Source organism: Pseudomonas sp. TWP3-1 (assembly GCF_049896625.1).
Classification (GTDB): Bacteria; Pseudomonadota; Gammaproteobacteria; order Pseudomonadales; family Pseudomonadaceae; genus Aquipseudomonas.
Map to the genome: position 1 here is coordinate 207,874 of NZ_JAFCUQ010000005.1, position 26,575 is coordinate 234,448.

23 protein-coding genes are annotated in these 26,575 nt (G+C 60.4%); 12 read left to right on the forward strand and 11 right to left on the reverse strand.

Annotation, left to right across the window (positions count from 1 at the left end; translation table 11 throughout):
• The first annotated feature begins 114 nt into the window (after nucleotides 1-114).
• Nucleotides 115-1,050 carry a choline sulfate utilization transcriptional regulator gene (locus ACP7BN_RS09775; protein ID WP_426203599.1) on the forward strand — a complete coding sequence of 312 codons (936 nt, stop codon included), beginning with the start codon at nucleotides 115-117 and terminating at the stop codon, nucleotides 1,048-1,050.
• Here the strand turns inward: ACP7BN_RS09775 and ACP7BN_RS09780 are convergent.
• On the reverse strand, nucleotides 1,039-1,704 hold the full coding sequence (locus tag ACP7BN_RS09780) for an NAD(P)-dependent oxidoreductase (RefSeq protein ID WP_426203601.1): 666 nt from the start codon (nucleotides 1,702-1,704) through the stop codon (nucleotides 1,039-1,041). The genes ACP7BN_RS09775 and ACP7BN_RS09780 overlap by 12 nt on opposite strands.
• A 122-nt stretch (nucleotides 1,705-1,826) precedes the next feature.
• Nucleotides 1,827-2,228, reverse strand: a complete 402-nt coding sequence (locus ACP7BN_RS09785; RefSeq protein ID WP_426203604.1) for a GFA family protein — start codon at nucleotides 2,226-2,228, stop codon at nucleotides 1,827-1,829.
• Nucleotides 2,229-2,549: 321 nt separating this feature from the next.
• On the opposite strand from ACP7BN_RS09785, the gene ACP7BN_RS09790 reads away from it, so the two are divergent.
• From ACP7BN_RS09790 to ACP7BN_RS09830, 9 genes are all read left to right on the forward strand, one after another.
• A complete protein-coding gene (locus ACP7BN_RS09790) occupies nucleotides 2,550-3,857 on the forward strand; it encodes a CitMHS family transporter (RefSeq protein WP_420650042.1) in 1,308 nt (435 codons plus the stop codon).
• A gap of 83 nt (nucleotides 3,858-3,940) precedes the next feature.
• Nucleotides 3,941-4,708, forward strand: a complete 768-nt coding sequence (locus ACP7BN_RS09795) for a TerC family protein (RefSeq protein ID WP_420650041.1) — start codon at nucleotides 3,941-3,943, stop codon at nucleotides 4,706-4,708.
• A gap of 306 nt (nucleotides 4,709-5,014) precedes the next feature.
• On the forward strand, nucleotides 5,015-6,673 hold the full coding sequence (locus tag ACP7BN_RS09800) for a Na/Pi cotransporter family protein (RefSeq protein ID WP_426203608.1): 1,659 nt from the start codon (nucleotides 5,015-5,017) through the stop codon (nucleotides 6,671-6,673).
• A gap of 177 nt (nucleotides 6,674-6,850) precedes the next feature.
• Nucleotides 6,851-8,239, forward strand: coding sequence for a M16 family metallopeptidase (locus ACP7BN_RS09805; RefSeq protein ID WP_426203610.1), 1,389 nt, complete (start codon nucleotides 6,851-6,853; stop codon nucleotides 8,237-8,239).
• Nucleotides 8,240-8,395: 156 nt separating this feature from the next.
• The gene (locus tag ACP7BN_RS09810; RefSeq protein ID WP_426203612.1) at nucleotides 8,396-9,424 is read left to right on the forward strand and encodes a DUF5924 family protein; all 1,029 of its coding nucleotides are present in this window, start codon (nucleotides 8,396-8,398) and stop codon (nucleotides 9,422-9,424) included.
• A gap of 55 nt (nucleotides 9,425-9,479) precedes the next feature.
• The gene (locus tag ACP7BN_RS09815) at nucleotides 9,480-10,628 is read left to right on the forward strand and encodes an MlaE family lipid ABC transporter permease subunit (protein WP_426203613.1); all 1,149 of its coding nucleotides are present in this window, start codon (nucleotides 9,480-9,482) and stop codon (nucleotides 10,626-10,628) included.
• Entirely contained in the window at nucleotides 10,625-11,428 is an 804-nt protein-coding gene (locus ACP7BN_RS09820; protein ID WP_426203616.1) for an ABC transporter ATP-binding protein, read from the forward strand. Before ACP7BN_RS09815 ends, ACP7BN_RS09820 begins: the two co-directional genes overlap by 4 nt.
• A 1-nt stretch (nucleotide 11,429) precedes the next feature.
• Nucleotides 11,430-12,368, forward strand: coding sequence for an MlaD family protein (locus ACP7BN_RS09825; RefSeq protein WP_426203618.1), 939 nt, complete (start codon nucleotides 11,430-11,432; stop codon nucleotides 12,366-12,368).
• On the forward strand, nucleotides 12,365-12,991 hold the full coding sequence (locus ACP7BN_RS09830) for an ABC-type transport auxiliary lipoprotein family protein (protein ID WP_426203620.1): 627 nt from the start codon (nucleotides 12,365-12,367) through the stop codon (nucleotides 12,989-12,991). The genes ACP7BN_RS09825 and ACP7BN_RS09830 overlap by 4 nt, the downstream gene beginning before the upstream one ends.
• Before the next feature lie 148 nt (nucleotides 12,992-13,139).
• Here the strand turns inward: ACP7BN_RS09830 and ACP7BN_RS09835 are convergent, their stop codons facing one another.
• The 5 genes from ACP7BN_RS09835 to ACP7BN_RS09855 form a co-directional block, all read right to left on the reverse strand.
• Nucleotides 13,140-14,369 carry a nucleoside recognition domain-containing protein gene (locus ACP7BN_RS09835; protein WP_426203622.1) on the reverse strand — a complete coding sequence of 410 codons (1,230 nt, stop codon included), beginning with the start codon at nucleotides 14,367-14,369 and terminating at the stop codon, nucleotides 13,140-13,142.
• Between the two features lie 102 nt (nucleotides 14,370-14,471).
• Entirely contained in the window at nucleotides 14,472-15,803 is a 1,332-nt protein-coding gene (gltP, locus tag ACP7BN_RS09840; RefSeq protein ID WP_420650032.1) for a glutamate/aspartate:proton symporter GltP, read from the reverse strand.
• A 719-nt stretch (nucleotides 15,804-16,522) separates the two neighbouring features.
• Entirely contained in the window at nucleotides 16,523-16,987 is a 465-nt protein-coding gene (locus tag ACP7BN_RS09845; protein ID WP_426203624.1) for an inhibitor of vertebrate lysozyme family protein, read from the reverse strand.
• A gap of 2 nt (nucleotides 16,988-16,989) precedes the next feature.
• Nucleotides 16,990-17,154 carry a DUF1328 domain-containing protein gene (locus tag ACP7BN_RS09850; protein ID WP_003380232.1) on the reverse strand — a complete coding sequence of 55 codons (165 nt, stop codon included), beginning with the start codon at nucleotides 17,152-17,154 and terminating at the stop codon, nucleotides 16,990-16,992.
• A gap of 64 nt (nucleotides 17,155-17,218) precedes the next feature.
• Nucleotides 17,219-17,503, reverse strand: coding sequence for a hypothetical protein (locus ACP7BN_RS09855; protein WP_426203628.1), 285 nt, complete (start codon nucleotides 17,501-17,503; stop codon nucleotides 17,219-17,221).
• A 428-nt stretch (nucleotides 17,504-17,931) separates the two neighbouring features.
• Between ACP7BN_RS09855 and algB the strand changes: the two genes are divergently transcribed.
• Complete coding sequence (gene algB / locus ACP7BN_RS09860) at nucleotides 17,932-19,278, forward strand: sigma-54-dependent response regulator transcription factor AlgB (RefSeq protein ID WP_420650029.1); 1,347 nt, start codon at nucleotides 17,932-17,934, stop codon at nucleotides 19,276-19,278.
• Between the two features lie 10 nt (nucleotides 19,279-19,288).
• Nucleotides 19,289-21,076 (forward strand): ATP-binding protein, encoded by a 1,788-nt coding sequence (locus ACP7BN_RS09865; protein ID WP_426203630.1) that lies wholly within the window; start codon nucleotides 19,289-19,291, stop codon nucleotides 21,074-21,076.
• On the opposite strand, the gene ACP7BN_RS09870 is transcribed toward ACP7BN_RS09865, so the two are convergent.
• From ACP7BN_RS09870 to ACP7BN_RS09885, 4 genes are all read right to left on the reverse strand, one after another.
• Entirely contained in the window at nucleotides 21,073-22,689 is a 1,617-nt protein-coding gene (locus ACP7BN_RS09870) for an EAL domain-containing protein (RefSeq protein ID WP_420650027.1), read from the reverse strand. The genes ACP7BN_RS09865 and ACP7BN_RS09870 overlap by 4 nt on opposite strands.
• A 72-nt stretch (nucleotides 22,690-22,761) precedes the next feature.
• Nucleotides 22,762-23,541: an N-acetylmuramoyl-L-alanine amidase gene (locus tag ACP7BN_RS09875; RefSeq protein ID WP_426203634.1), complete on the reverse strand. Its 780-nt coding sequence runs from the start codon at nucleotides 23,539-23,541 to the stop codon at nucleotides 22,762-22,764.
• 102 nt (nucleotides 23,542-23,643) lie between these two features.
• The gene (locus ACP7BN_RS09880; protein ID WP_426203635.1) at nucleotides 23,644-25,698 is read right to left on the reverse strand and encodes a diguanylate cyclase; all 2,055 of its coding nucleotides are present in this window, start codon (nucleotides 25,696-25,698) and stop codon (nucleotides 23,644-23,646) included.
• A complete protein-coding gene (locus tag ACP7BN_RS09885) occupies nucleotides 25,695-26,573 on the reverse strand; it encodes an endonuclease/exonuclease/phosphatase family protein (protein ID WP_420650024.1) in 879 nt (292 codons plus the stop codon). Before ACP7BN_RS09885 ends, ACP7BN_RS09880 begins: the two co-directional genes overlap by 4 nt.
• Nucleotides 26,574-26,575 lie beyond the last annotated feature (2 nt).

The window sequence follows — 26,575 nt, forward strand, 5'->3', positions numbered from 1 at the left end:
GTGATCGCGGCATTCCATAGTGAATATTTATGCGACATTGCTGCGATCGAGCATGGAGTCCATGCTCTACCCGGTAAAGCCCGCGCCGGGCAATGACTAGGATAAGCACAGCTTATGTATGAAGCCCTTGGCGATTTGTCGCTGGATTTGCTGCGCGCCTTCGAGGCAGCGGCCCGTCAGCGCAGCTTCACCGCAGCGGCGGTCGAGCTGGGCACCACGCAACCGGCGATCAGTCAGCAGATCAAACGCCTGGAAGAACAGCTCGGCACGCGGCTGTTTGACCGGATCTATCGCGGCATCGAATTGACTGAGGTTGGCGCGCTGCTATTTGAGCAAGTTAGCCTTGGTTTGCAGAATATCGATGCAGGATTGAGTGCGATCAGTGCACAAGAGCAACATGAGGTGCTGCAAGTTGCCACCGATTTTGCCTTTGCCGCGTATTGGTTGATGCCGCGTCTCCACCGTTTTCACGAGGCCAACCCGCAGGTTGATGTGAGCCTGGTTACCAGCGAACGCAATCACAACATGCTGCGCACCGATATCGATGTGGCGATCCTGTTCGGCGACGGGCGCTTCAAGCAGGGTGAAAGCCACTGGCTGTTCAGCGAAGAAGTGTTTCCGGTGTGCAGCCCGCAATTGCTCAAGGAGCGCGCCCTGCCCTTGCCGGCTCAGGCGCTACTGGAGTTCCCGCTGCTGCACCTGCGCGGGGAAAACAGCAGCAACTGGTTTGACTGGAGTGGTGTGTTCCGCGAGCTCGGCATCGCCACCCCGCCAGCGCCGGGGCAATTGCGTTTCGACAATTACACGCTGTTGATCCAAGCGGCGATTGGCGGCCAAGGGGTGGCGATTGGCTGGCGGCACCTTGTGGATAACTTGCTCAGCCAAGGGTTGCTGGTGCGGCCGATAGCGCAAACAACGCTATCGCGCCTTGGTTACTACGTGGTGCTGCCGCAGCGCAAACGGCGCGGAGTGTTGATTCAGCAGTTTGTGGATTGGCTGATGGCGGAGCAGGCGAGCAGTGCCGCAGGCTGCGATCCTTTAGCTATCTGAAGCAGCCACAAAACTCACATGTTCACCCACATGCAAATTCAACCGCAGCTCATCCGCAATCCCCACCGCCACCCGTTGCAATCGCTCGAGCGGCTCGGCCAACCCCGGCTCAAGCGAACTGCTGACCTGACTGAAATGCTCAATCGTCAGCCCCGCCACGCCGCGCGGCGCATTCACCAGCGTCCAGTGCAGCGGGCTGCTTTGCAGCGCTTCGCGGATTTCCTCGGCGGCGTGGCGCTGCAGGCGATCATCCAGTTCCGGCTCCTCCAGCGCTTCGAATTCGCCGACCACAAACAGTCGCGCAACACTCGCCGCTTGCAGGCCGTCGATCAACGCATCCACCGCCAGCACTTGCTCGACCGGCCCGAGCACTACGGATTTCTCAATGTGCTCGCTGTTGAACGGCAAGCCCGGCGCATTCAACAGACAAATCACCGCCGAACTGCCGGCAACACTTTGATTGACCCGCTCGGCATCGAACAGATCGCCACTCTTGGTGCGCAAACCGGGGCGTGGCGCGAGGGCGGTCAGGTCGTCGAGGATGGCGATGACTTCATGCTGGCGGCGCAGCAGTTCAGCCATCAACGCACTGCCGAGGCTACTCATGGCACCGTAGAGCACCACTTTCACCGCCGGGGTTTCGGCATTTTTCATGGCTGAGGTCCCTTTTATTGTCCCTTGTATGGTGTGTGACACACGGGCAATGCCGAGGGTTCGAACCGATTCGCAGGCGTTGCAATGCACAGGGTGCGACCGCTGGAGCTGTCTATATTTGATCAAAGCGTTTCTTCAGGCTCACCAGGCAAGTGCTCATCCAGATGCAGCCAGGGCAATTGGCTGTCGGTCCAGATATGCCGCTCGGCCGGCGCCTGCTCCGGGTGATCCAGCGTGGCGATGGTCAGGTCGATGCTTTCGGGGCTGAGCAATGTCACCAGCGCCAGTTGCGCGCCGCAGTTCGGGCAGAAGAACCGCGCGCAGCTGTTCGACGAGTCATAGCGCGACGGCACCCCCGCCAGCCATTGGAAATTCGCCGCCGGCAGGGTGATCCATGTGGTGACTATGCCGCCACTTACGCGGCGGCAGATCGAGCAATGACAATGCGCAATGTCATGCAGCGCTCCGCTGAACTGATAACGAATATGTCCGCAGTGACAGCCACCGCTGTGCAATTGATGCATCGCATCGCCCTCCTCACCCTGTGTTTATTGACTCTAGCCGCATCCGACGACCGGTTGCCCATTCGCCTGAAGCTTTCAGCGTCGAAAGGTAGCTGAAAGGTTCCCCGATTAGGATCGCCCAACTACCGGCAACAGACCGGTTGGCCAATGCGCGTGATACCCCGCGCGCACGGTCCAATTAACAACAACAATGGTGATTCTGATGTCCTCTGCAACCCGCCTCCCTGCTGCAACTCCGCCCGTACGCCTCGTCCTTCCCGTTCTGCGCTGATCCCGTCCGATCTGCTCATTCCCTAGACGCGCTACGCCTGGAGTATTCCCATGCTGACTTTCCTTGGCTTCGCCATGGTCATCACGTTCATGTTCCTGATCATGACCAAGCGCCTGTCCGCGCTGATCGCTCTGATCATCATCCCGATTGTTTTTGCGCTGTTTGGCGGTTTTGCGCCGAAGATCGGTCCGATGATGCTCGAAGGCATCACCAAGCTGGCGCCGACCGGCGTGATGCTGATGTTCGCCATTCTGTATTTCGCCCTGATGATCGACTCCGGCCTGTTCGACCCGGCCGTGCGCAAGATCCTCAAACTGGTCAAGGGCGACCCGTTGAAAGTTTCGGTCGGTACTGCCGTTCTGGCACTCGTCGTTTCCCTTGATGGTGACGGCGCGACCACTTATATGATCTGCGTGGCCGCCATGCTGCCGCTGTACAGCCGCATCGGCATGAGCCCGCGGATCATGGCCGGTCTGATCATCCTCGCCGGCGGCGTGATGAACATGACCCCATGGGGCGGCCCCACCGCGCGCGCCGCCAGTGCGCTGCATGTGGACCCGTCGGACATCTTCGTACCGATGATCCCGGCGATGGCCGCAGGCGTGCTGGCGATTCTGGTGATCGCTTATTTCTACGGCAAACGTGAACGCGCGCGTCTGGGTGAGTTGCACCTGATCGGCGACGACATCGATCACAGCGAAATCAGCGTCTCGCAGTTCCCGGATGCGCGTCGTCCGAAACTGATCTGGTTCAACGGCGCCCTGACCCTCGGCCTGATGTGCACCCTGATCGCCGGCCTGCTGCCGCTGCCGGTGCTGTTCATGGTGGCGTTCAGTATCGCGATGATCGTCAACTACCCTTGTCTGCAACAGCAGAAGGATCGCGTCGCGGCTCACGCGGGTAGTGTGCTGGCAGTGGTCGGACTGATCTTTGCTGCCGGTATTTTCACCGGTATCCTGACCGGCACCGGCATGGTCGATGCGATGTCGAAGAGCCTGTTGGCAGTGATCCCGGATTTCCTCGGCCCGTACCTGGCCGTGATCACGGCGCTGGTGAGCATGCCGTTCACCTTCTTCATGTCCAACGATGCGTTCTACTACGGCGTGTTGCCGGTCCTGGCCGAAGCCGCCAGCCACTACGGCATTACCGCTGTGGAAATGGCCCGTGCCTCGATCGTCGGTCAGCCCGTCCACTTGCTGAGCCCGTTGGTGCCATCGACCTATCTGTTGGTCGCCCTGGCTGGCATTGATTTCGGTGACCACCAGCGATTCACCCTGAAATGGGCGATTCTGGTTTGTATCTGCATCCTGATTGCTGCACTGCTGCTGGGGACTTTCCCACTGTTCAGCACTCTATAACTCAAGACTCACCGCTCGGGTTCTGCCTTCGTTGTTTGAAGTCAGAACCTTTTGCGGTTTAACAACTGCTCAAAGGAATACACATGGAATGGCTGACCAACCCTGAAATCTGGGTTGCCTTCTTCACCCTGACTGCCCTGGAAATCGTGCTGGGCATCGACAACATCATCATGATTTCGATCCTGGTCAGCCGCATGCCCAAGCACATGCAGCAGCGCACCCGGATATTCGGTCTGGCGCTGGCCATGATCACGCGAATCCTGTTGCTGCTCTCGATCACCTGGGTCATGCGCCTCACCGCCGACCTGTTCGAAGTGTTCGGCCAGGGCATTTCCGGTCGCGACCTGATCCTGTTCTTCGGTGGCCTGTTCCTGCTGTGGAAAAGCTCGCAGGAGATGTACCACGCGCTGGAAGGCGAAGACGAAAGCGCCGACGGCCCATCGGGCAAGGGTGGCAACTTCCTCTACACGATCATCCAGATCGCGATCATCGACATCGTGTTCTCGCTGGACTCGGTGATCACTGCCGTGGGCATGGTTTCGCATGTGCCGGTCATGGTTGCGGCGATCATTGTGGCGGTACTGGTGATGATGCTGGCCGCGGGCAAGATCAGCGAGTTCATCGACAAGCACCCGTCGTTGAAAATGTTGGCGCTGTCGTTCCTGTTGGTAGTCGGCACCGTGCTGATTGCTGAAGCCTTCGGCGTGCACGTTCCCAAAGGCTACGTCTACTTCGCCATGGCGTTCTCGCTGGCGGTCGAAGCGATCAACATCAAGCTGCGCGGCGCGATGGCGAAAAAGCGCAAACAGCAGGATCCAGTGAAACTGCGCAAGGATATTCCGGGGCAGTAACCCGGAAGATCAGCTACAAGACAAAACCTGTGGGAGCTGGCTTGCCAGCGATAGCGGAGTGTCAGCGACATCAATGTCTGCTGAACGCACGCCATCGCTGGCAAGCCAGACTCCCACAGGTTTTTTGTTGATTTCAGAATGTGCGGATGAACCGGTTTTCATGACAGTTTTGTTTCAATCGGCACTTTAGCTGTGCAATGCTGGCGCGCAGACCGTTAGCCAACTACAGCTTAAGTACACAAAGTAGAAAACGCGCGGCACCGTCAACTTGCCCCTCTGGGGCGCCTGCAATCACAGGGGGCCAGTATGCTCACCCTGCTCAATCTGCTCTCCGCCGTGGCCCTGCTGATCTGGGGCACGCACATCGTCCGAACCGGCATCCTGCGGGTCTACGGTTCCAATTTGCGCCATGTGATTGGCCAGAACATGTCCAAGCGTGGGCTCGCGTTCATTGCCGGCATTATCGTCACCGCGATGGTGCAGAGCAGCAACGCCACGGCCATGCTCGTCACCTCGTTTGTCGGCCAGGGCCTGATGGCGCTGACCCCGGCGCTGGCGACCATGCTCGGCGCCGACGTCGGTACGGCGCTGATGGCGCGGGTGCTGACGCTCGATCTGTCGTGGCTGTCGCCGCTGCTGATTTTTGTCGGGGTGATCTTCTTTCTGTCGCGCAAACAGACGCGGCTTGGGCAGATGGGCCGCGTGAGTATCGGGTTGGGCCTGATCATTCTAGCGCTGCAACTGATCGTCGAGGCCGCTGCGCCGATCACCCACGCCCAAGGGGTGAAGGTGATTTTCGCCTCGCTGACCGGCGACATCCTGCTCGACGCCTTGGTCGGCGCGTTGTTCGCGATGATTTCCTACTCGAGTCTGGCCGCCGTGTTGCTCACCGCGACCTTGGCCGGTGCTGCGGTGATCAGTCTGCCGGTGGCGATCGGTCTGGTGATCGGCGCCAATATCGGCAGCGGCGTGTTGGCGTTCATGAGCACCAGCATGCAGAACGCCGCCGGTCGACAAGTGGCGCTCGGCAGTCTGTTGTACAAGCTGATCGGGCTGCTGCTGATCATTCCGGTGCTCGACCCGCTGGTGCACTGGATCGACAGCCTCGACTTCAGCCCGCAGGAAATGGTCATCGGCTTCCACCTGCTCTACAACACCACTCGATGCCTGATCTTGCTGCCAAGTGTCGGGCCGATGGCGCGGCTGTGTGCCTGGTTGCTGCCGGAGCGCAGCGAAGTCAACGGCACGGCCAAACCGCGCCATCTCGATCTGACCGCGCTGCTCACGCCGAGCCTGGCGCTGGCCAACGCGGCCCGGGAAACCCTGCGTCTGGGTGATTTGATCGACAACATGCTCGAAGCCATGCTCGATGTGCTGCGCGGCAAGCAAACGGCGGTCACTCAGGAAATGCGCCGCATGACCGATGACGTCGAGGCGCTGTACAGCGCGATCAAGCTGTATCTGGCGCAGATGCCGCGTGAAGATCTCGGCGAGCGTGACAGTCGACGCTGGGCCGAGATCATCGAGCTGGCGATCAACCTCAAACTCGCCAGTGATCTGATTGAGCGCATGCTGCGCAAGGTGCAGCAGCAGAAGACTTCGCAGCGTCGTTCGTTCTCCGAAGTGGGGCTGGAAGAGCTGGCGGATCTGCACAGTCAGTTGATTGCCAACCTGCGGCTGGGTTTGTCGGTGTTTCTCAGCGCCGACACGGAAAGCGCCCGCCAGTTGCTGCGCGAAAAGCGCCGTTTTCGCGCACAGGAACGGCGTTTGGCCCACGCGCATGTCAGCCGTTTGCAACGCAGGATCGTGCAGAGTATCGAGACCAGTTCGCTGCATCTGGAGCTGATTGCCGACATGAAACGCTTGAATTCGCTGTTTTGCAGCAGTGCTTATGTGGTGCTGGAGACGGCTGACACCGGCGCGCTGGCGGCGGATGATATGGCTGACATTACGCATTCGCCTTGAACGTCTGGGGCTGAGGTCAGTCAGTAACACAGAGTTCAGTCTCAAGGGCCCCATCGCTGGCAAGCCAGCTCCCACAGGGTTTTGTGAGCGCCGTAAATCCTTGTGGGAGCTGGCTTGCCAGCGATGGGGCCCTGACTGACGACACGGATCTCCAATTCAGCCGTATGGAAGCTCGTTATGCGTTGCCTGTTGTTCGCTTGTCTATTGCTCGGTTCCTTGCCCGCGTTTGCCCTGGATCGTTTTCAGGTCGAAGGCTATGCCCTGCCCAACGGCTTGCAGCTGATGCTCAAACCCGGCACTGAGCGCGGGCATGTGGCGATCCGGCTGGTGGTCGGCGTCGGCCTCGATGACTTCGATTGCGCTGACAAAGAGCTGCCGCACCTGCTCGAACATCTGCTGTTCAGTGGCATCGACGCCACGGGCGAAGGCGGCCTCGAAGAACGCATGCAAGCCCTCGGCGGCGACTGGAACGCCTTCACCAGCAACGCCGACACTACCTTCGTGATCGAAGCCCCGGCGAAAAACCAGCGCAAAGTCCTCGATCTGTTGCTGGCTCTGCTGACGCAAACGCGCATCGATGACAACGCGATCAACGCCGCCAAACGCGTGGTCGAACGCGAGGACGGCGGGCATTACACACGTCTGCAACGCTTCCTCGACCGCCAGGATCTGGGCCACACCGCGAGCAATCAACTGGCCGTTGAGCTGGGTCTGAAATGCCCGCAACGCGCCGAAGTCGGGGGCCTGACCCAAGAGCAACTGGAGAAAGTGCGCGCGGCCTGGTACGCCCCGAACAACATGACCCTGATCGTCGTCGGTGAGCTCGACAAACTGCTGCCGGCCTATCTGGAACGCGCCTGGGGTGCGCTCGAAGCGGTCGATCCGAGCGAGCACCGTCCATTGCCGGACATCCGCGTCAGTGCCGCCCATGAGCGCACGCTGACGCGCGGCTTCATCGGCGACAGCGCCAAGCTGCACTGGCTGGTGCCGGAGCCGGTGCTGGAGGAACGGCACGACGAAACCTTCGACCTGCTCAAGGATTATCTGGATTGGGCGCTCTATCGCCAATTGCGCCTGCAGCATGCACTGTCTTACGGGCCGTGGGCTGATCGACAGGTGTTCGGCGGTGTAGGTTTCATGAGTCTCAACGCTGACCTTGATCGGGATGACGTTGCCCAAGCTGAGCAGGTGCTCGAAGACCTCAAGGCCGATCTGCTGAAAAACGGGCTTGATCCTGAGACGTTCGCTCGCCTCAAACAGGCAGCCATCGCCCATCAGGCCTGGGCCGTGCAAGGCAACAGCGCCATGGCCGACTATTATTGGAGCGCGCTCGGTGACTACGATGACGGCCGTTTCGCCGATCCCGCCAGAGAGCTGCAAGGCGTGACGCTGGAGGCGGCGAACAAGGCCATGCGCGAGTTGCTGATGCAACCGGGTTATCTGCGGATCGAGAAGCCGCTGGTCAGTGATGATCAGGTGTTGTGGCTGGCGGCGGGTGGTTTGGGCGTGGTGATCCTGCTCCTGCTCGGCTGGCGCCTGCACCACCGTCAATCAGCCAAACACTGACCTTGTGGCGAGGGAGCTTGCTCCCGCTTGGGTGCGCAGCGCCCATAAAAATCCTGGGTCTGCTACGCAGCCCAGCGGGAGCAAGCTCCCTCGCCACAATGTCCTGCGGGAGGTACTCTGTCGGGGTTTTTTCCTAATGTGTAGCGAAGCGCCCAAATGTCCAAACTGACCCTGCTGATCCAGCGCATTCTCGAACTGATAAAGCGCTATCCCGGGGTCATTGCGCTCGGTGGATTTATCTCCGGGGTCGGCAGTTTCATTCTGGTCGACCGGCAACAGGGGCTGGCGAGCTGGATCACCACGATCATGCTCCTGAGCTGGATCTGGCTGATGCTGGAAAACAGCCTGACCAAGCTGTTCACGCGGATCTTCAAACGCGAAATCCCCCAGCCGCTGCTGCGCTACGCGACGCAGATGATTCACCAGGAAAGCCTGTTTTTCGTCCTTCCGTTCTTCTTCATCACCACGACGTGGAACAGCGGCCAGCTATTCTTCACCGGGATGCTGTGCATCTCGGCACTGATTTCGATTGTCGACCCGCTGTACTACAAATGGCTGGCGCCACGGCGTTGGGCGTTTCTCGCGCTGCACACCCTGACCCTGTTCGCCGCCCTGCTCACCGCGCTGCCGGTGATCATGCACCTGACCACTGCACAGAGTTTCAAATGGGCGCTGGGGATTGCCGTGGTGCTGTCGTTCCCGAGTCTGGCGTCGATCTTCCCGATCCGCACGGTGCGTAACGCCTTGGCGATCCTCTGTATCACGGTCGGCATCGGTGGCCTTGGTTGGGTGCTGCGCTCCTGGGTACCGCCAGCCACGTTGTGGATGACCGACGTGGCGATCAGCACCCAGTTGCAGGATCGCACGCCCGGCGCCAGTCTCGAGAAAGTCAGCGCCGAGCAGATTCGCGGCGGCGGGCTCTACGCCTACACCGCGATCAACGCGCCACGCGGGCTGGACGAGCGGATTTATCACGTGTGGAAGTTCAACGGTAAAGAGGTCGATCGAATCGCTCTCGATATCCACGGTGGGCGCAAGGAAGGCTACCGGGCGTGGACGCACAAGCAGAATTTCCCCGGCAACCCGGCGGGCAAATGGCAGGTGCGGGTGCTGACCGAGGACGGTCAACTGATCGGCGTGCTGCGCTTCGAAGTGACCGACAGCACACCGGTCAAAGAAAAGTAACCGGGTTCGTGCTATTACCTATGCCAGCGTAAACAGCCGAAAAAGCACGGAGCTTATGACCAGCAGCTCGATCACCGGTAGTGCCCAACTCGACACCTCGACCTCCCCTGCACAGCTTCGGGTTACCGGTGACTGGACGCTTGCGCATTACGCCGAGCTCAAGCGACTGAGCGCCACCCTGCGCGGGCAGTACGACGGCAACGCCGCCATCGACCTTAACGGCCTCGGCGCCCTCGATACGGCGGGCGCGTCGCTGCTGGTGGAGCTGCTTGGCAGCGAGCGTCTGGGCAAATCCGCCGAACATCCCGATTGCACAATTTCCAGCGCTGACCGCGCGCTGCTGCAGACCGTGTATCAGTCGATGACCGACTTCTGCGTGCCGGTCAGGGAAGCGGAAGTCAGCGTCAGCGTGCAGCTGCTGACGCGTATCGGTCGCGCCGTCGACACGGTCTGGCAAGACACCCTGCAACTGCTCGGTTTCGTCGGGCTGATTCTGGAAACCATCGCCCGTAATCTGTTCCGGCCCAAGCGCTGGCGCATCACGCCGATGGTCGCGCACATCGAACAGACTGGTCTCGACGCCGCGCCGATTGTGGCGCTGCTGACCTTTCTGGTCGGCGCCGTCGTCGCGTTTCTCGGCGCCACCGTATTGGCCAGTTTCGGCGCGAGTATCTTCACCGTGGATCTGGTCGGCTTCGCGTTCCTGCGCGAATTCGGCGTGCTGCTCACCGCGATCCTGATGGCCGGCCGCACCGCCAGTGCCTTCACCGCGCAGATCGGTTCGATGAAGGCCAACGAGGAAATCGACGCGATCCGCACGTTGGGCCTCGACCCGATGGAATTGCTGGTGGTGCCACGCGTGCTGGCGTTGCTGGTCGCGCTGCCGATGCTGACTTTTCTGGCGATGCTCTGCGGCATCGTTGGCGGTGCGGTGGTGTGCGCGGTGTCGCTGGATATCTCGCCGGCGATGTTTCTCTCGCTGCTGCAATCGGACATTGGCATTCAGCATTTTCTGGTCGGGCTGGTGAAGGCACCGATTTTCGCTTTCCTGATCGCGGCAATTGGTTGCCTGGAAGGCTTTAAAGTCAGCGGCAGCGCCGAATCGGTCGGCGCGCACACCACCTCGAGTGTGGTGCAGTCGATTTTCGTGGTGATCGTGCTGGATGCGGTGGCTGCGCTGTTCTTCATGGAGATGGGCTGGTGAGTCGTTTACCCCGCGCGCCCGCCGAGGCGGTGATCGAAGTCCGTGGCCTGTGCAATCGTTTTGGCAGCCAGAGCGTGCACGAGAACCTTGATCTGGATTTGTACAAAGGCGAGATTCTGGCTGTGGTCGGTGGTTCCGGCAGCGGCAAATCGGTGTTGTTGCGCAGCATCGTCGGATTGCGCCGACCCAGCGAAGGAATCGTCAAAGTGTTCGGCCAGAACCTGCCGAGCCTGTCCGAGCATGAGCGCTCGCTGATTGAACGGCGTTTCGGTGTGCTGTTCCAGAAAGGCGCGCTGTTTTCTTCGCTGACCGTCACCGAGAACGTCGCCCTGCCGCTGATCGAACACGCCGGCCTGAGTCGCGAAGATGCCGAGCATCTGGCCGCCGTCAAACTGGCGCTGGCCGGGCTGCCGTTGTCGGCAGCGGACAAATATCCCGCGTCGCTGTCCGGCGGCATGATCAAGCGCGCAGCGCTGGCCCGCGCACTGGCGCTGGATCCGGACATCCTGTTTCTCGACGAACCGACTGCCGGCCTCGATCCGATTGGCGCGGCGCAGTTCGATCAATTGATCCTGACCCTGCGCGATGCGCTGGGCCTGAGCGTGTTTCTGGTGACCCACGACCTCGACACGCTCTATACCATCACCGACCGCGTGGCAGTGCTGGCGCAGAAGAAAGTGCTGGTGGCCGATGCCATCGACGTGGTCTCGGAAACCGACGACGCGTGGATTCACGAATACTTCCACGGCCCTCGCGGCCGCTCGGCGCTGGACGCCGCCAAACTGCTTAACGAGGTCTGACATGGAAACCCGAGCCCATCATGTATTGATCGGCCTGTTCACCGTAATCGTGGTGGCGGGCGCCCTGCTCTTCGGCCTGTGGCTGGCCAAGTCCAGCGTCGACACCGAGTTCAAGGATTACAACGTGGTGTTCAACGAGGCGGTCAGCGGCCTGTCCAAGGGCAGTTCGGTGCAGTACAGCGGGATCAAGGTTGGCGACGTAGTCAGTTTGCGCCTTGATCCGCAGGACCCGCGCCGGGTGCTGGCGCGGATTCGTCTGGGCGGTGACACGCCGGTCAAAGAAGACACTCAGGCCAAACTGGCCCTGACCGGGATCACCGGCACTTCGATCATCCAGCTCAGCGGCGGCACGCCACAAAGTCCTCAGCTCAAGGGCCACGACGGCAAGCTGCCGGTGATCGTCGCCTCGCCCTCGCCTATCTCGCGGCTGCTCAATGACAGCAATGACTTGATGAGCGGGATCAGCACACTGTTGAACAACGCCAACCAGATGTTTTCTGCAGAGAACGTCACGCGCATCAGCGCCACCCTCGCCCACCTCGAACAGACCACGGGCGCGATCAACGACCAGCGCGGTGATCTGCGCCAAGCCATGCAGCAATTGGCGACCGTCGGCAAACAGGCTGGCCGCATGCTTGAACAGACATCGCTGCTGATGCGCAACGCCAACGGCCTGCTCAACGATCAGGGCAAACAGGCACTGGGCAGTGCCGAGCAGGCCATGAAGTCGCTGGAACAAAGCAGCGCGACTATCAACGGCCTGCTGAGCAAGAATCAGAACTCTCTCGACAGTGGCATGCAAGGCCTCAATGGCCTGGCGCCGGCCGTGCGTGAACTGCGCGAAACGTTGTCTTCGCTACGCGCCATCTCTCAACGTCTGGAGGCCAACCCCAGTGGTTACCTGCTGGGCAGTGACAAGAACAAGGAGTTCACGCCATGAAGCTGTCGCACCTCGCCCTCCTCGCTGGCGTCACCCTGCTCGGTTCGTGTTCGATCCTGCCCAAGTCCGAGCCGCTGGATGTTTATCGCTTGCCGGTGGCTCAGGCGCCCGCCTTGGCCAGTTCGGCGGCGGCTCAGCATTGGTCGCTGCGGTTGAATAAATTGCAGGCCAGCGAAGCGTTGAACCGGCCGACCATCGCGGTGATTCCGCAGGGTGATCTGCTCAGCAGCTACAAGGCTTCGCGCTGGAGCGATCCGGCGCCGGTGCTGCTGCGCAACCGCTTGCTCGACGGCTTTCAGCGTGACGGCCGGGTGACACTGTTGAGTACCGACGACAGCAACTTCCAGGCGGATCTGGAACTGGGCGGCAATTTGCAGGCGTTTCAGACCGAATATCAGGGCACGCAGGCCAGCGTCGTGGTGCGCCTCGACGCGTTACTGGTACGCGGCTACGACCAGCGCATCCTCGCCAGCCGCCGCTTCGAAGAGCGCCAGCCGTTGAGCGATGTGCAGATGCCGGCGGTAGTTGCGGGATTTGGTCAGGCGAGTGATCGTCTTACCGCGAAAGTTGTCGCGTGGGCGGTCGATCAAGGCCAGAAACTCGCTCCCTCACCGCGTCCTTGAAGTCAGTTACTGCCTTTGTGGCGAGGGAGCTTGCTCCCGCTGGGCTGCGCAGCAGTCCTCGCTTTTAAGGTGAAGCGAGGGCCGCTTCGCGACCCAGCGGGAGCAAGCTCCCTCGCCACAGGGGATCTGTTTGGCCAAAGGATTGTGATCAGCCGAAGAACCAGTAGCAGACCGCGATAGCGCCGATCACACCGGCCAACTCGGCCAGCAACGCGCAACCCACCGCGTGCCGTGCGCGCTGAATGCCCACCGCGCCGAAGTACACCGCCAGCACATAGAACGTGGTCTCGGTGCTGCCCTGAATCGTCGCCGCCACCAGCGCCGGGAAGCTGTCGACGCCCGAGGTCTTCATGGTCTCGATCAGCATCGCCCGCGCGGCGCTGCCGGAGAACGGTTTGACCATCGCGGTTGGCAGCGCATCGACGAACCGTGTGTCCCAGCCGGCCCACTCCACCAAGTGGCGGATGCCGTCCAGACCGAAGTCCAGCGCGCCCGACGCACGCAGCACACCGATCGCACAAAGCATCGCCACCAGATACGGCAGCAGATTCTTGGCGACGTCGAAGCCTTCTTTCGCACCTTCGACAAACGCTTCGTAGACCTTGACCTTGCGCAGCGCACCGATCACCAGAAACAACATGATCAGCCCGAACAGCGTCAGGTTGCCAAGGATCGACGACAGGCCCGCCAGTGCAGTCGCCGACATGGTCGCCAGCAACGCCATGAAGCCGCCAAGCAGCAGCGCGCCGGGAATCAGATACGCCAGCACCACCGGGTCCCACACGCGCAGGCGTTGCATGAATGCCACCGAGAGGAAGCCGACGATGGTCGAGCAACTGGTCGCCAGCAGGATCGGCAGGAACACCAGCGTCGGATCAGGCGCGCCTTGCTGAGCGCGGTACATGAAGATGGTTACCGGCAGCAGCGTCAGGGATGAGGCATTGAGCACCAGAAACAGGATCTGCGCGTTGCTGGCGATGGTTGCGCTGGGGTTGAGTTCTTGCAGCGCCTTCATGGCCTTCAGGCCGATCGGCGTGGCGGCGTTGTCCAGGCCCAGGCCGTTGGCGGCGAAGTTCAGGGTGATCAGGCCCAGTGCCGGGTGACCGGCCGGGACTTCCGGCATCAGCCGCAGAAACAGCGGCCCGAGCACTTTTGCCAACCAATCGACAATGCCGGCCTTCTCGGCAATCCGCAGAAAGCCCAGCCACAAAGTCAGCGTGCCGAACAGCAGGACCATGACTTCGACCGAGAGCTTGGCCATGGCGAAAATGCTTTCGACCATCGCCGCGAAGATCCCGGCGTTACCGCCGACCAGCCACTGCACCAGCGCCGACACGGCTGCCACGATGAAGAAGCCAAGCCACAGGCCATTAAGCATCAGTCAAATCCCCCGGAAGATGCGGCGAATGATAACGGGGTCGCCAGAAACGACAAACCCCGGATTTCTCCGGGGTTTGTCTGTGTGCCTGGCGGCAGTTGCTTAGTGCTTGGAAATCTCGCCAGCCGGCAGCTTTTCCTTGCTGCGCCAGTGCGGCAGGGAGTTCCAGTAGCGCTCGCCCTTGGCGTCGTCGTACATGCCTTCCCAGCGCGAGATGACCAGCACGGCCAGGGCGTTGCCAATCACGTTCAGTGCGGTACGTGCCATGTCCATGATGCGGTCGACACCGGCGATGAATGCCAGGCCTTCCAGCGGAATACCTACGCTGCCCAATGTTGCCAGCAGCACCACGAAGGACACGCCCGGTACGCCGGCGATGCCTTTGGAGGTGACCATCAGGGTCAGCACCAGCAGCAATTGCTGGCTGATCGACAGGTCGATGCCGTACAGCTGCGCGATGAAAATTGCCGCGATGCTCTGGTACAGGGTCGAACCGTCGAGGTTGAACGAGTAACCGGTCGGTACCACGAAGCTGCAAATGGCTTTCGGTGCGCCGTAGGCTTCCATCTTCTCGATCACACGTGGCAGCACGGTTTCCGACGAAGCGGTGGAGTACGCCAGCACCAGCTCATCCTTGAAGATGCGCATCAGCTTGAGCACCGAGAAGCCGAACAGCTTGGCGATCAGGCCCAGTACCACGAAGGCGAAGAAGGCGATGGCGACGTAAACCAGAATCACCAGTTTGGCCAGCGGCACCAGCGAGGCGAAGCCGAAGTTGGCCACGGTCACTGCGATCAGCGCGAACACGCCGATTGGCGCGTAGTTCATGATCATGTGAGTGACTTTGAACATGCTCTCGGAAACGCCCTGGAACATCTTCACCAGCGGCTCGCGCAGGTCCGATTGCAGGCTCGACAGACCGAGACCGAACAACACGGAGAAGAAGATGATCGGCAGCATTTCGCCGCGGGCCATGGCCGCGAAGATGTTCGACGGGATCAGGTTGAGGATGGTTTCGATGAACGCGTGTTCATGCTGAACCTCGGCGGCAGTTGCCTGGTACTTGGAAATATCCACAGTGCCCAGGGTGCTCATGTCGATGCCGGTGCCCGGATGGAACACGTTGGCCAACACCAGACCGACCAGAATCGCGATGGTCGTGACGATTTCGAAGTAGATGATGGTCTTCAGGCCGATGCGCCCGAGCTTCTTGGCGTCACCGACACCGGCGATGCCGACGATCAGGGACGAGATGACGATCGGAATCACGATCATCTTGATCAGACGGATAAAGATATCGCCTGCTGGTTGCAGGACGTTGCTGATCCACCACGCCTTCTCGGCACTGAAGTGGTTGAGCAACGCACCAATTGCAATCCCCAATACCAGACCGATGAGGATCTGCCAGGCGAGGCTAAGCTTTGCCTTCTTCATATCTTTACCCTTACTTGCGTTTGACTCAGGCACATGCAGGAACTGGAACGCTCTTTAGCGGAAAAGTCTGTGCATCTGCCTCCGTATAAGGTGCCCCGGGACGCGCATTAGCGGCTCTCCGGCAGGCGAAAAAAGGCGCAACTATTCCGATGCAAGGTTGCGACGTCTAATGCCGTAAACGCCTACCCTATGCCGAATCGGCATGAGTTTTTTTAAACGAAACTGGCGTCCCAACCGGTTCGAATATGACATTTCGGCAGGCATAAGTGCCGTGAACCGGCCATTTCAGCGCAGGTTGGCTGATTTTTAAACAACTGAATTCAGTCCGAAATTTCGGAAAAAGCCTACATTCGAAGGCGAAAAGTCCGTCTGTTTAAATCGAAGCTTTCTCGATATACGGTCGCCACGAAACACTGCGAAATGTTTTCGTCGGCATTTTGCTTGGGAAAATTCTGAGCAGGACGCTCTAGATCAACGTTTTGTTCCGGCCAAGCCCTGCGCAAGTCCGTCTCACCACCTGGGGTGGGCGAACCTGCGGCGCAGCTTTTACCCTGACCCGGCCCTCAGCGCAGGCACTCCCTGTACCCGTAGGTCACTCCGACCCTGCAACAGTCAGAACATCCCGGCCCCATGGTCATGCGCCGGCCTTCATCGGGTGGGCACAATAGAGGGCAGCGGGGAGCTGCACTCATGTTCGAATCTCAGACCAGCACCCTAAATCAGTACCAGTGCGGATCTTTCTTCAATGTTTCCATCAACAGATCCTGCATGCCCTGATCAGGTTTGCCGAAGAACCGATAAGTTGCGTGGCGCGTCGGCGACTTGTCGGCGGGCAGAGCCTCAGGCACATCGACCAGCATGCCGTAGGCATCGTCCTTGTCGAAACTGAAGGCCACGATCAAGCGGTGGTTCAGGCACTTGTCGGCACTTTCGCAGAGCGGGCCGACCAGATACTTGTCACCGTCCTCAGTCACAGCGTTCATCTGCTGTTCCGACGTACCGGACAGGTTCATCACCCATTCCGGCACACGTTCTTCGTTCTTGACCACGCCTTGCCAGGTTTCGCGGTACTGCGGGTCGGTGTTCAGTATCTCGTTGACCCGCGTCTGGCCATCATTGGCCGCCATCGCCATGGCACTACCGCCCATAAGCAGGGCGGCTGCCAGTGTCTTTAAAGCACTCATGGTCAACCTCGACCGCGACGGCCAAAGAAGAACGACACAACGAACATCACCAGGAACACGACAAACAGGATCTTGGCGATACCCGTGGCGGTGCCCGCGATACCACCGAAGCCCAGTACTGCAGCGATGATGGCAATGATCAGGAAAGTGATTGCCCAACTCAACATGGTGATTCTCCTTGCTTCTATTTAGGGGTAGTGCTGGTCTCGACGCGGTTACGTCCAGATTCGGTTAAAAGATCCAACGCTCTTCACGTGGCATGTCGCCCAGCGGCTGCGGCTGGTCGACGTCCATCATGCGCATCGAGGCGTTGTCCGCCTGAGCGCTGCTGACGGCGCTGAAGTGCTTCTGCGTGGTGTGCTGGATCGAGATCAAAGGCTCAGGCTGCTGGCTGTTTTCCCAGCGCAGGTACTGCTGACAAGCGATCAACGTGATCAACAATGCGAGTACAGCAAACAGGCCCTGCTGGATATGCAGTGGCGAGATACGCATTTGGGCGGCACGTTGGCGAGTCATCCTGAGTTCCTCACTCTTGTTCGGTTGGGGCAATTGTTGTTTTGCCCGGGCTGACATATGTATTGCAGCCTGCATGCCAGTTTTTTATTTAAAAAAATATCAACAAAATCAATAGCTTGAAGGTGATACGCAAATCGTGCACGACGCATCCTGCACGATGGGTCATTCGTGGTCGTGCGGATTGCACGATTATTTCGCAGGAGAATTGATTCTTTTTGAATTGAGGGCAGGGCGCGGATGTCAGAAAAGAACGCAGGCAATCGCCTGTAACTCGAAAATTGTTTAAAAAACCAACAAAATCAGCGTATTAGCCATGAGCGCAGGAGAGGGCTACCCTCCAATGGCCAGCATCGTTCAGAATCAACCATGCAACTTGCCCGATTTTTCCGGGACTAACCCAGGACATTCACTTTTGGAGCGTAGGAATAATGGAATCTGCCACTGAGCACCAAGGCCGCATTCTGCTGGTGGATGATGAATCCGCCATCCTGCGAACATTCCGTTACTGCCTTGAAGACGAAGGCTATACCGTCGCCACCGCCAACAGTGCGGCCCAGGCTGATGCGTTATTGCAGCGTCAGGTTTTCGATCTGTGCTTCCTCGATCTGCGTCTGGGCGAAGACAACGGCCTCGATGTATTGGCGCAGATGCGCATTCAGGCGCCGTGGATGCGTGTGGTGATCGTCACTGCCCACTCGGCGGTCGATACGGCGGTAGATGCGATCCAGGCGGGTGCCGCCGACTATCTGGTCAAGCCGTGCAGCCCAGACCAATTGCGTCTGGCCACCGCCAAGCAACTGGAAGTGCGCCAACTCTCGGCGCGCCTCGAAGCGCTGGAAGGCGAGATCCGCAAACCGAAGGACGGTCTCGATTCCCACAGCCCGGCGATGAAAGTCGTACTCGAAACGGCGCGGCAAGTCGCCGGCACCGACGCCAACATTCTGATCCTCGGCGAATCCGGCACAGGTAAAGGTGAACTGGCCCGTGCCATTCACGGCTGGAGCAAGCGCGAGAAGAAATCCTGCGTCACCATCAACTGCCCGTCGCTGACCGCTGAATTGATGGAAAGTGAACTGTTCGGTCACAGTCGCGGCGCATTTACCGGCGCCAGCGAAAGCACCTTGGGTCGAGTCAATCAGGCTGACGGCGGTACGCTGTTTCTCGACGAGATCGGCGATTTTCCCCTGACGTTGCAGCCAAAGTTACTGCGCTTCATTCAGGACAAAGAATACGAGCGGGTAGGCGATCCAGTGACCCGCCGGGCCGATGTGCGAATCCTCGCTGCGACCAACCTGAACCTTGAAGACATGGTGCGCGACGGGCGATTCCGTGAGGACTTGTTGTATCGCCTGAACGTCATCACCCTGCATCTGCCGCCGCTGCGTGAGCGTACCGAAGACATTCTTACCTTGGCCGACCGATTCCTCGCGCGTTTCGTCAAAGAATACGCGCGCCCGGCCCGAGGCTTCAGTGATGAAGCGCGAGAAGCCCTGTTGGGTTACCGCTGGCCGGGCAACATTCGCGAACTGCGCAACGTGGTCGAGCGCGCGAGCATCATCTGTCCGCAGGAACGCGTTGAGATCAGCCACCTCGGCATGGCCGAACAACCGGCCAATAACGCGCCACGGGTCGGCGCGGCGCTGAGTCTGGACGAGTTGGAGAAGGCGCACATCGGCGCGGTTCTGGCTACTGCCGGCACCCTCGATCAAGCCGCCAAGACCCTGGGTATTGACGCCTCGACGCTGTATCGCAAGCGCAAGCAGTACAACTTGTGAGCGCCCGCCGATGAAACTGGCGATGAAGTTGCGGACGCGGTTGTTCCTGAGTATTTCCGCACTGATCACCGTGGCCCTGCTCGGGCTGTTGCTCGGGCTGGTCAGCGTGATGCAGATGGCCGGCACTCAGGAGGCGACGATCCGCAACAACTTCGTCACCCTTGATCTGGGCCTCAAGCTGCGTCAGACCCTCGGCGATCAACTGATCATGATGCTCGCCGAGAAGCGCGATCCGGCGGCTTTCGAGGCTTCCAAGCAGCACTACTTCCAGCTGCTGGACGAAGGTATCGCCCAAGAACAAACAGATGACGGTCGGCATTATGGCTTCAGTCAGGCGAAGTCAGATTATCTGAAGTTCCTCGAGGCTTTCGATGCGTCACGCGATCCGGGCCTTGCTCTAAGCGGCGGCGACCTGCGCGAGCGCTTCAACACCCTGCGCAACGGGCTGATCACCGAACACAAGCATGCGCTGGACAATATCAACTCAGTACAACACGTGGCGCGTGATCGAGCGCTGCTGGTGGCTGGCCTGCTCGGGCTGGTGGGGCTGGCGGTGTTGATCATCGGGTTCGTTACCGCGCACGGGATTGCCAGCAGGTTCGGCGCGCCGATCGAGGCGTTGGCCAAAGCGGCTGACAATATCGGTCAGGGCAACTTTGAGGTGATCTTGCCGGCATCGTCGGCGATGGAGGTGAATCTGTTATCGCGGCGCTTCGGGCTGATGGCTGAAGCCCTGCGCGAGCACCAGGCCACCAATGTCGATGAACTGCTGGCCGGTCAGCAACGTTTGCAAGCGGTGCTCGACAGTATCGACGACGGCTTGCTGATGATCGACCGCGAAGGCCATCTGGAGCACCTCAACCCGGTGGCCCAGCGCCAATTGGGTTGGGACAGCGACCGCTTCGGGCAAGGCTTGGGCACCGCGCTGGAACGCCCGGAGCTGGACAATCAGTTGCAGCTGGTGTTGCGCGGCGGCAGCCTGGAACGCGCGCCGGAAGATTTGAGCATCGAGGTCGATGGCGAGTCGCGCCTGCTGACCTACAGCCTGACCCCGGTCAGCCACACCGAAGGGCACATCCTCGGCGCGGTGATGGTGTTGCACGACGTCACCGAGCAGCGCGCCTTCGAGCGGGTGCGCAGCGAATTCGTGCTGCGCGCATCCCACGAGTTGCGCACGCCGGTAACCGGCATGCACATGGCGTTCGGCCTGTTTCGCGAGCGGGCGAAATTTCCGCCAGAGTCGCGCGAGGCTGACCTGCTGGATACGGTCAATGAAGAGATGCAGCGCTTGATGCAGCTGATCAACGATCTGCTGAATTTTTCCCGTTACCAGAGCGGCCTGCAGAAACTCACCCTGGCACCGTGCTGCATCGAGGATCTGTTGACGCAGGCGCAGTCGCGCTTCGTCGATTCGGCCGCTGAAAAAGGCATCGCGCTGAATGTGGAAGTGCAGGGGCCGCTCCCGCGCTTGCAGGCTGATCAGGCGCAGCTTGATCGAGTGTTGGATAACCTGATCGACAATGCCTTGCGCCACACTGCCCGCGACGGACGGATCCGTTTGCAGGCACGTCGCCATGGCGAGCGGGTGATCATCAGCGTCGAAGACAACGGCGAAGGCATTGCCTACGGCCAGCAGGGACGGATTTTCGAGCCGTTCGTGCAGGTCGGGCGCAAGAAGGGCGGCGCCGGGCTTGGCTTGGCGCTGTGCAAGGAAATCGTCCAGTTGCATGGCGGCCGCATGGGCGTTTATTCGCGGCCGGGGCAGGGTACGCAGTTCTACATGGCGCTGGCGGTTTAGGCTTCGTCGTCGATGCGCCGGCCCGCGAGGCGTCGGCCGCGCGTGATCAGTTCAATGAACTGCACAGCGCTCAGCGCATGCGCGAACAGCCAGCCCTGACCAAATTTCACGCCTTCGCTACTGAGCAGCGCCGCTTGTGATTCGAGCTCGATGCCTTCGGCAATCACTTTCAGGTCCAGCGCCTGCGCCATGTGAATGATGTGCGGCGCGACGCCGCTGCTGGCGGCGTCATGGCCGAGGGCGTCGATGAACGCCTTGTCGATCTTCAGGCAATCCACCGGCAGGGTTTGCAGGTACGCGAGGCTGCAATAGCCGGTGCCGAAGTCGTCGATCAGCACCTGATGCCCGACATCGCGCAAGGCTTGCAGGTTTTCCCGGGCTACCACCACGTCAATCAAACCGCGTTCGGTTACCTCGAAAGCAATCTGCCGCGCCGCGACCCGGTGCAGAGTCAGCAGCCGCGCCATTACCTGGCCGATACGCGGCACCATCACGTCACACGCCGCCAGGTTCACCGAGATATACAGCTGCGGATTGGCGCGCAGGAGTTGGCCCAATTGTTCGAGCAGACGCTGCAGGACGAAGTCGGTCATCTGCCGGATCTGCCCGGTGTTTTCCGCCATCGGAATGAACAGGTCGGGACTGGTCAGCGTGCCGTCCGGCCGACGCCAGCGCAGCAGCGCCTCGGCACCCACGCAGTTGCGGCTGTCGAGATCGAAGATCGGTTGATACAGCACTTGCAACTCGCCACGGCGGATCGCTCCATGCAGTTCGGCATCCAGCGACTGGCGCTGGCGTACCAGCCAGAACACCGATGCTCCAACAAAGGCACCGAGCATCAGGCAGAACGGCACCATCCACCACCACACTTCCGGAATGTGCATGCCGGTACGCGGCGTGATCAGCACTAGCTGATATTCCGGATTATTGGTCGGCATGCGGTAAATCAGATTGGCCTGGGTAATTTGCAGTGCTTCAGGGTTTATGGGTGGCCATGGTTCGGTGGGTGGCCAGGCGTGCGGCGTGCCCAGCACCGGAATTGCGCGCGTGCCGTGATCGAGTACCACCAGCAGGCTGCTGCCGGGCGACAGATCGACCATGTCGGTCAGATGCCCGCGCGAGGTGGCCACGCGAAAATTGCCCCGGCCGAGCATCAGGGCGGCGCGGTTTTCATCCGGTTCAGTGGTGGTGTTCAGCCAATAGCTGTAAGTCGGGCCTTTGATATCCGGCGCGCGAACCACCGTCAGGCCTTCCTGGCGCGGACGGTTGGAGCAGATTCGCGCAGCGTCCATGTAGGCCGCTTCATACACGAAGCGGTAATTGAAGGTGACTTGCTGCAAGGTGGCGATCATATCGTCGTCACAGCTGCGCAGAGGCTGGGCCTCGAGATCGTCGAGGCTTTCACGTAATTGCCCGAACAATTGTTCGAGGCGGGCGAGGAAGCGCTCGCCCTGAGCATTCATTTCCCGACTTTCGCTTTGTTCGACCTGGCGCATGGCGACGAACAGCCCGCCAGTGATCAACAGGCTCGCACTGAGAACAGCCGCGATCATCGCCAAAAACCAAGGGCGATAAAACCAGCTACGCAGCGTTTCTCGGGTAGCTACCATCATGGATTTCCGAAGAATTACCAATGAGTTATAGCTGCTGTTTGCCGTTTCGCCCTGACCGTCGGGCGGGTGTCATTATTTTGTCTGATTCAAAACCAGTAGCAGCGCTGCGGTTTGCGCATCCGGCGTACCGTCGAAGCGGGTAGGGCGGTAGTGCATCTGGAAGGCTGCGAGCACATGGCGGGTGGCGACATCCAGTTCGCCGGTCTGTGGCGTCGCGTAGCCCACGCGTGCGAGCTGCGACTGAAACCAGCCGATGCTCGGCAGTTCGTTATTGAACTGCACTTGCTGGCGCGCCACGGCTTGTTCATTCGGCCACAGGCCCAGACCTTCAGCGGCCAGGCGCTTCCACGGGAACAGCGGCCCCGGATCGAGCTTGCGCAGCGGTGCGATGTCGCTGTGGCCGATGATATGGCGCGGGCTGATGCCCTGACGTTGGCTGATGTCCTTGAGCAGGACGATCAGGCTCTGGATCTGCGCTTCGCTGTATGGATACCAGACGCGCCCGGTCGGGGTGTCCTTGAATCCGGGATTGACGATCTCGATGCCGATCGAACTCGAGTTGAGCCATGTACGGCCATCCCACTCACTTTCACCGGCATGCCAGGCGCGCTGATTTTCATCCATCAGCTTGTAGGTGGTGGCAGTTTTGTCGTCGCCGATCAGGTAATGGCTGCTCACCTCGCCATGAGTCAGCAATTGCAGGGAGCGCTCAAGGGACGCAGAGGTGTAATGCACGATCACGAACTGCACGCGGCTGTCGTGATTGACCGAAGGATGGCTGGTGTCGAAACGCGGGCCGCTGGCACAACCGGCGAGTACCAGAAGAGAAGCAATGAGGGCTAAAAATTTCATGATAAAGGGCAGTACGCACAAGACAATAATGCAACAGTGTAACGTACTGCCCTGAGCTTCAAAGGCTTGCGGGCTGAATTAAACAATATGGAACAATTGCCCTCAGCCCAGCTCGACCCGGTTGCGTCCGGCGTTTTTCGCGCGGTATAGCGCCTGATCGGCTCTTTTCAGTACCAGATCGCTGTGTTCTCCCGGTTTGAACGAGGCAAGTCCCATCGAGATAGTGATGGTCACCCGTTCACCTTTAAAGTGAAACGGGCAGGCTTCGATCGCCGCGCGCAGGGTTTCCAGCAATTTGGCGCCGATAGTTGGCGGCGTTGCCGGTAGCAGCAGAACAAACTCTTCGCCACCGAAGCGCGCGATGAAGTCACTGCCGCGCAGACGTTTGCGCAGCACTGTGGCGATGATCTTCAACACTTTGTCGCCGGCCAGATGGCCATAGTTGTCGTTGATGCGTTTGAAGTGATCAAGGTCGAGCATCGCCAGGCTCAGGGTGTTGCCGTGCTGCTGCCACTGGCTGATTTCATGTTCGAGGCGTTCGCTCCACGCTGCACGGTTGGGCAGCCCGGTCAGCGGGTCGATCATGGCTTTCTGACGTTGTTCTTCAAGGTGTTCGCGGTAGCCGAGGGCTTCCTGTTCCATGTGTGCGACGCGTTCGGCCAGGCTTTTCAGGCGACCGGCGACTTCCTGCTCGCGGGCGTCGCGCTGCTTCTGATGCTGATCCATGGTACCGAGCAGGCCTTCCAGATGGTTCTCCAGCACTTGCTTGAGGTCTTCCAGATCGGCCGCGTCCTGCACGCTGGTTTGCAGGCCGTCGACTTGCTCACGGATCTGCGACTCCATCTCCCGCGCGGCGGAGCTGTTGTCAGCGTGCCCGTCGCTGGCGGCTTGCAGATTGCTCTGGAACGCTTCGAGGCGCTCGTTGAGTTGCTGCAAGTAGGCTTCGAATTCGTGCTGGCCGCTGTCGGTGATCGCCAGCATCAGAGTTGCCAGATCGTCGAGGATCGGCAGCAGTTCGTACCAGTTAAGGCCGTTTTTCAGTCGATCACGCATGGCTTCGGCTTGTGGGCGATGACGCTCCGGCAAGGTCAGGTCATCGAGCAGACCGAGCAAGGTATCTTCGATGTGCTTGGCCACCGAGCTGTAGGACGGCTCGGGGGAATCCGGCAGCGCATAGAGGATGTCTTGCTCGGACTGCTCCGGATCGATGGCAGCCAAGGCCTGAGCGATGGGTTCGGGCAGGGGCAGGCTGTCGAGGATCAATGGCGGCGGGGCATCCCCGGGGTGGATCAGTTCGTCGGGGTTGAAAGCTGTGGCGGTTACCGGAGCTGTGGAGAGTTCTGGCTCGGGTTCGACCGGTTTACTGACGAATTCAGGGGTGATCGCTGGAGGTTCGAACGCGACAACCTCCGGCTCTGGCTCCAGCGCTGGACGCGGCGCGGGCGTTGGTGCGTGGACGTCGACGGGCACTACGGCTGGAGCTTCCTTGGCTGCAACGACCATTACCGGCTCGGCGACTGCGGCAGTGGCTGCTGGCGGCGCGACAAGCTCTTCGGCTGCGGGCGTTTGTTGCTGTTGTGCCACAGGCGTCACAGCTGGAGCGTGCGCCTCGGACGCCGGCGCTTGCTCGTTATCCCGACCACCAAACAGCCGCTGCAACAATCCTGGACGCCCCGGCTCGGCCGGTGTCTCCAACAGGCTCAACGCCTTGCCCTGCAGACCGCTGAGCTCACCCAGCAGCAGCGGCATCTCGCGCGCCTGGCCGACTCGACCGTCGAGCTGTTTGGCGAACTTCTTCAGCGGCTGCGCGACTTCGCGCGGCAACGGCAAGGCTTGCAACTGCGTGACCAGCGAAGTCAGCGCGGTACTCATCTGATCGATGCGGGTTTCCCGGCGTTGCTCGGAGTCGAGCACGGCTTTTTCCAGACGTGGCAGCAAAGCGGCGAGGCCGGCATCCATCTCGTCGGTGCGCACCACATCGCGCATCTCTTTCATGCACTGGTCAACCACGCGGTCGGTGCCCTCGGCTGCCAGTGTGCTGCGCACCAGGCCACGGCGCAGCAGGTCGAGCCGGGCGTCCCATCGACGTTCGAGCTTTTCCTGTTGTTCGATGCTTTTGAGGTACTTCTCTTTCCAGCGCTGGGCTTCGTCGCTCATTCAGGGGTTCCGCGAGGGGCAGGACTCAACGCGGGCAATGCATCAGCCGTGAGCGAACCCGGCAGACGAATCTCTACCGCGACCGGCAGGTGATCGGAAATAGGCTGAGCCAGCACTTCGACCTTTTCGAGGGTCAGGGTCGGACTCAGCAGAATATGATCCAGACAGCGCTGCGGGCGCCAGCTGGGGAACGTCGCTTCGAGTTGCGGGGCGAGGAGGCCAAGGTCGCGCAGTGGCGAATTTTGCAGCAGGTCGCTGGCGTGGGTGTTCATGTCACCCATCAGGATCTGGTGCTTGTAGCCGCCGATCAGCTCGCGAATGTACGCCAGTTGCATGCTGCGCACACGGGCGCCGAGGGCCAGATGCATCATCACTACCACCAGCGCTTCCGGACCTTCGCCGAAACGCACCAGAATCGCACCGCGACCTTTCGGCCCCGGCAGCGGGTGATCTTCAATCGCCCACGGCTTCAGACGACTGAGCACGCCATTGCTGTGCTGGCCGAGTCGACCGAGGTTGCGATTGAGTTGTTGATACCAATAGGGAAACGCACCAAGGTGCGCCAGGTGCTCGACCTGATTGACGTAGCCTGAACGCAGGCTGCCGCCATCGGCTTCCTGCAAGGCGACCAGATCGAAGTCGCCGAGCAGATTGCCGATCTTTTGCAGATTGTTGGAGCGCCCGGTGTGCGGCAGCAAATGCTGCCAGCTGCGGGTCAGGTAGTGCCGATAACGCTCGGTGCTGATGCCGACCTGGATGTTGAAACTGAGCAAGCGCAGACGACTGTCTGCGGGCAGGCCCGTGGATTCCAGGTGATGCTCGTTGACCTGCGGATCGTGCAGGCCAACGAGACGTTCAGTTCCCCAGCGGCGCATGG

Excerpts from the sequence above, each read along its gene's own strand:
- ACP7BN_RS09775 (WP_426203599.1), top strand. The coding sequence starts at position 115 with ATGTATGAAGCCCTTGGCGATTTGTCGCTGGATTTGCTGCGCGCCTTC.
- ACP7BN_RS09780 (WP_426203601.1), bottom strand. The coding sequence starts at position 1,704 with ATGAAAAATGCCGAAACCCCGGCGGTGAAAGTGGTGCTCTACGGTGCC.
- ACP7BN_RS09785 (WP_426203604.1), bottom strand. The coding sequence starts at position 2,228 with ATGCATCAATTGCACAGCGGTGGCTGTCACTGCGGACATATTCGTTAT.
- ACP7BN_RS09790 (WP_420650042.1), top strand. The coding sequence starts at position 2,550 with ATGCTGACTTTCCTTGGCTTCGCCATGGTCATCACGTTCATGTTCCTG.
- ACP7BN_RS09795 (WP_420650041.1), top strand. The coding sequence starts at position 3,941 with ATGGAATGGCTGACCAACCCTGAAATCTGGGTTGCCTTCTTCACCCTG.
- ACP7BN_RS09800 (WP_426203608.1), top strand. The coding sequence starts at position 5,015 with ATGCTCACCCTGCTCAATCTGCTCTCCGCCGTGGCCCTGCTGATCTGG.
- ACP7BN_RS09805 (WP_426203610.1), top strand. The coding sequence starts at position 6,851 with ATGCGTTGCCTGTTGTTCGCTTGTCTATTGCTCGGTTCCTTGCCCGCG.
- ACP7BN_RS09810 (WP_426203612.1), top strand. The coding sequence starts at position 8,396 with ATGTCCAAACTGACCCTGCTGATCCAGCGCATTCTCGAACTGATAAAG.
- ACP7BN_RS09815 (WP_426203613.1), top strand. The coding sequence starts at position 9,480 with ATGACCAGCAGCTCGATCACCGGTAGTGCCCAACTCGACACCTCGACC.
- ACP7BN_RS09825 (WP_426203618.1), top strand. The coding sequence starts at position 11,430 with ATGGAAACCCGAGCCCATCATGTATTGATCGGCCTGTTCACCGTAATC.
- ACP7BN_RS09830 (WP_426203620.1), top strand. The coding sequence starts at position 12,365 with ATGAAGCTGTCGCACCTCGCCCTCCTCGCTGGCGTCACCCTGCTCGGT.
- ACP7BN_RS09835 (WP_426203622.1), bottom strand. The coding sequence starts at position 14,369 with ATGCTTAATGGCCTGTGGCTTGGCTTCTTCATCGTGGCAGCCGTGTCG.
- gltP (WP_420650032.1), bottom strand. The coding sequence starts at position 15,803 with ATGAAGAAGGCAAAGCTTAGCCTCGCCTGGCAGATCCTCATCGGTCTG.
- ACP7BN_RS09845 (WP_426203624.1), bottom strand. The coding sequence starts at position 16,987 with ATGAGTGCTTTAAAGACACTGGCAGCCGCCCTGCTTATGGGCGGTAGT.
- ACP7BN_RS09850 (WP_003380232.1), bottom strand. The coding sequence starts at position 17,154 with ATGTTGAGTTGGGCAATCACTTTCCTGATCATTGCCATCATCGCTGCA.
- ACP7BN_RS09855 (WP_426203628.1), bottom strand. The coding sequence starts at position 17,503 with ATGACTCGCCAACGTGCCGCCCAAATGCGTATCTCGCCACTGCATATC.
- algB (WP_420650029.1), top strand. The coding sequence starts at position 17,932 with ATGGAATCTGCCACTGAGCACCAAGGCCGCATTCTGCTGGTGGATGAT.
- ACP7BN_RS09865 (WP_426203630.1), top strand. The coding sequence starts at position 19,289 with ATGAAACTGGCGATGAAGTTGCGGACGCGGTTGTTCCTGAGTATTTCC.
- ACP7BN_RS09870 (WP_420650027.1), bottom strand. The coding sequence starts at position 22,689 with ATGATGGTAGCTACCCGAGAAACGCTGCGTAGCTGGTTTTATCGCCCT.
- ACP7BN_RS09875 (WP_426203634.1), bottom strand. The coding sequence starts at position 23,541 with ATGAAATTTTTAGCCCTCATTGCTTCTCTTCTGGTACTCGCCGGTTGT.
- ACP7BN_RS09880 (WP_426203635.1), bottom strand. The coding sequence starts at position 25,698 with ATGAGCGACGAAGCCCAGCGCTGGAAAGAGAAGTACCTCAAAAGCATC.
- ACP7BN_RS09885 (WP_420650024.1), bottom strand. The coding sequence starts at position 26,573 with ATGCGCCGCTGGGGAACTGAACGTCTCGTTGGCCTGCACGATCCGCAG.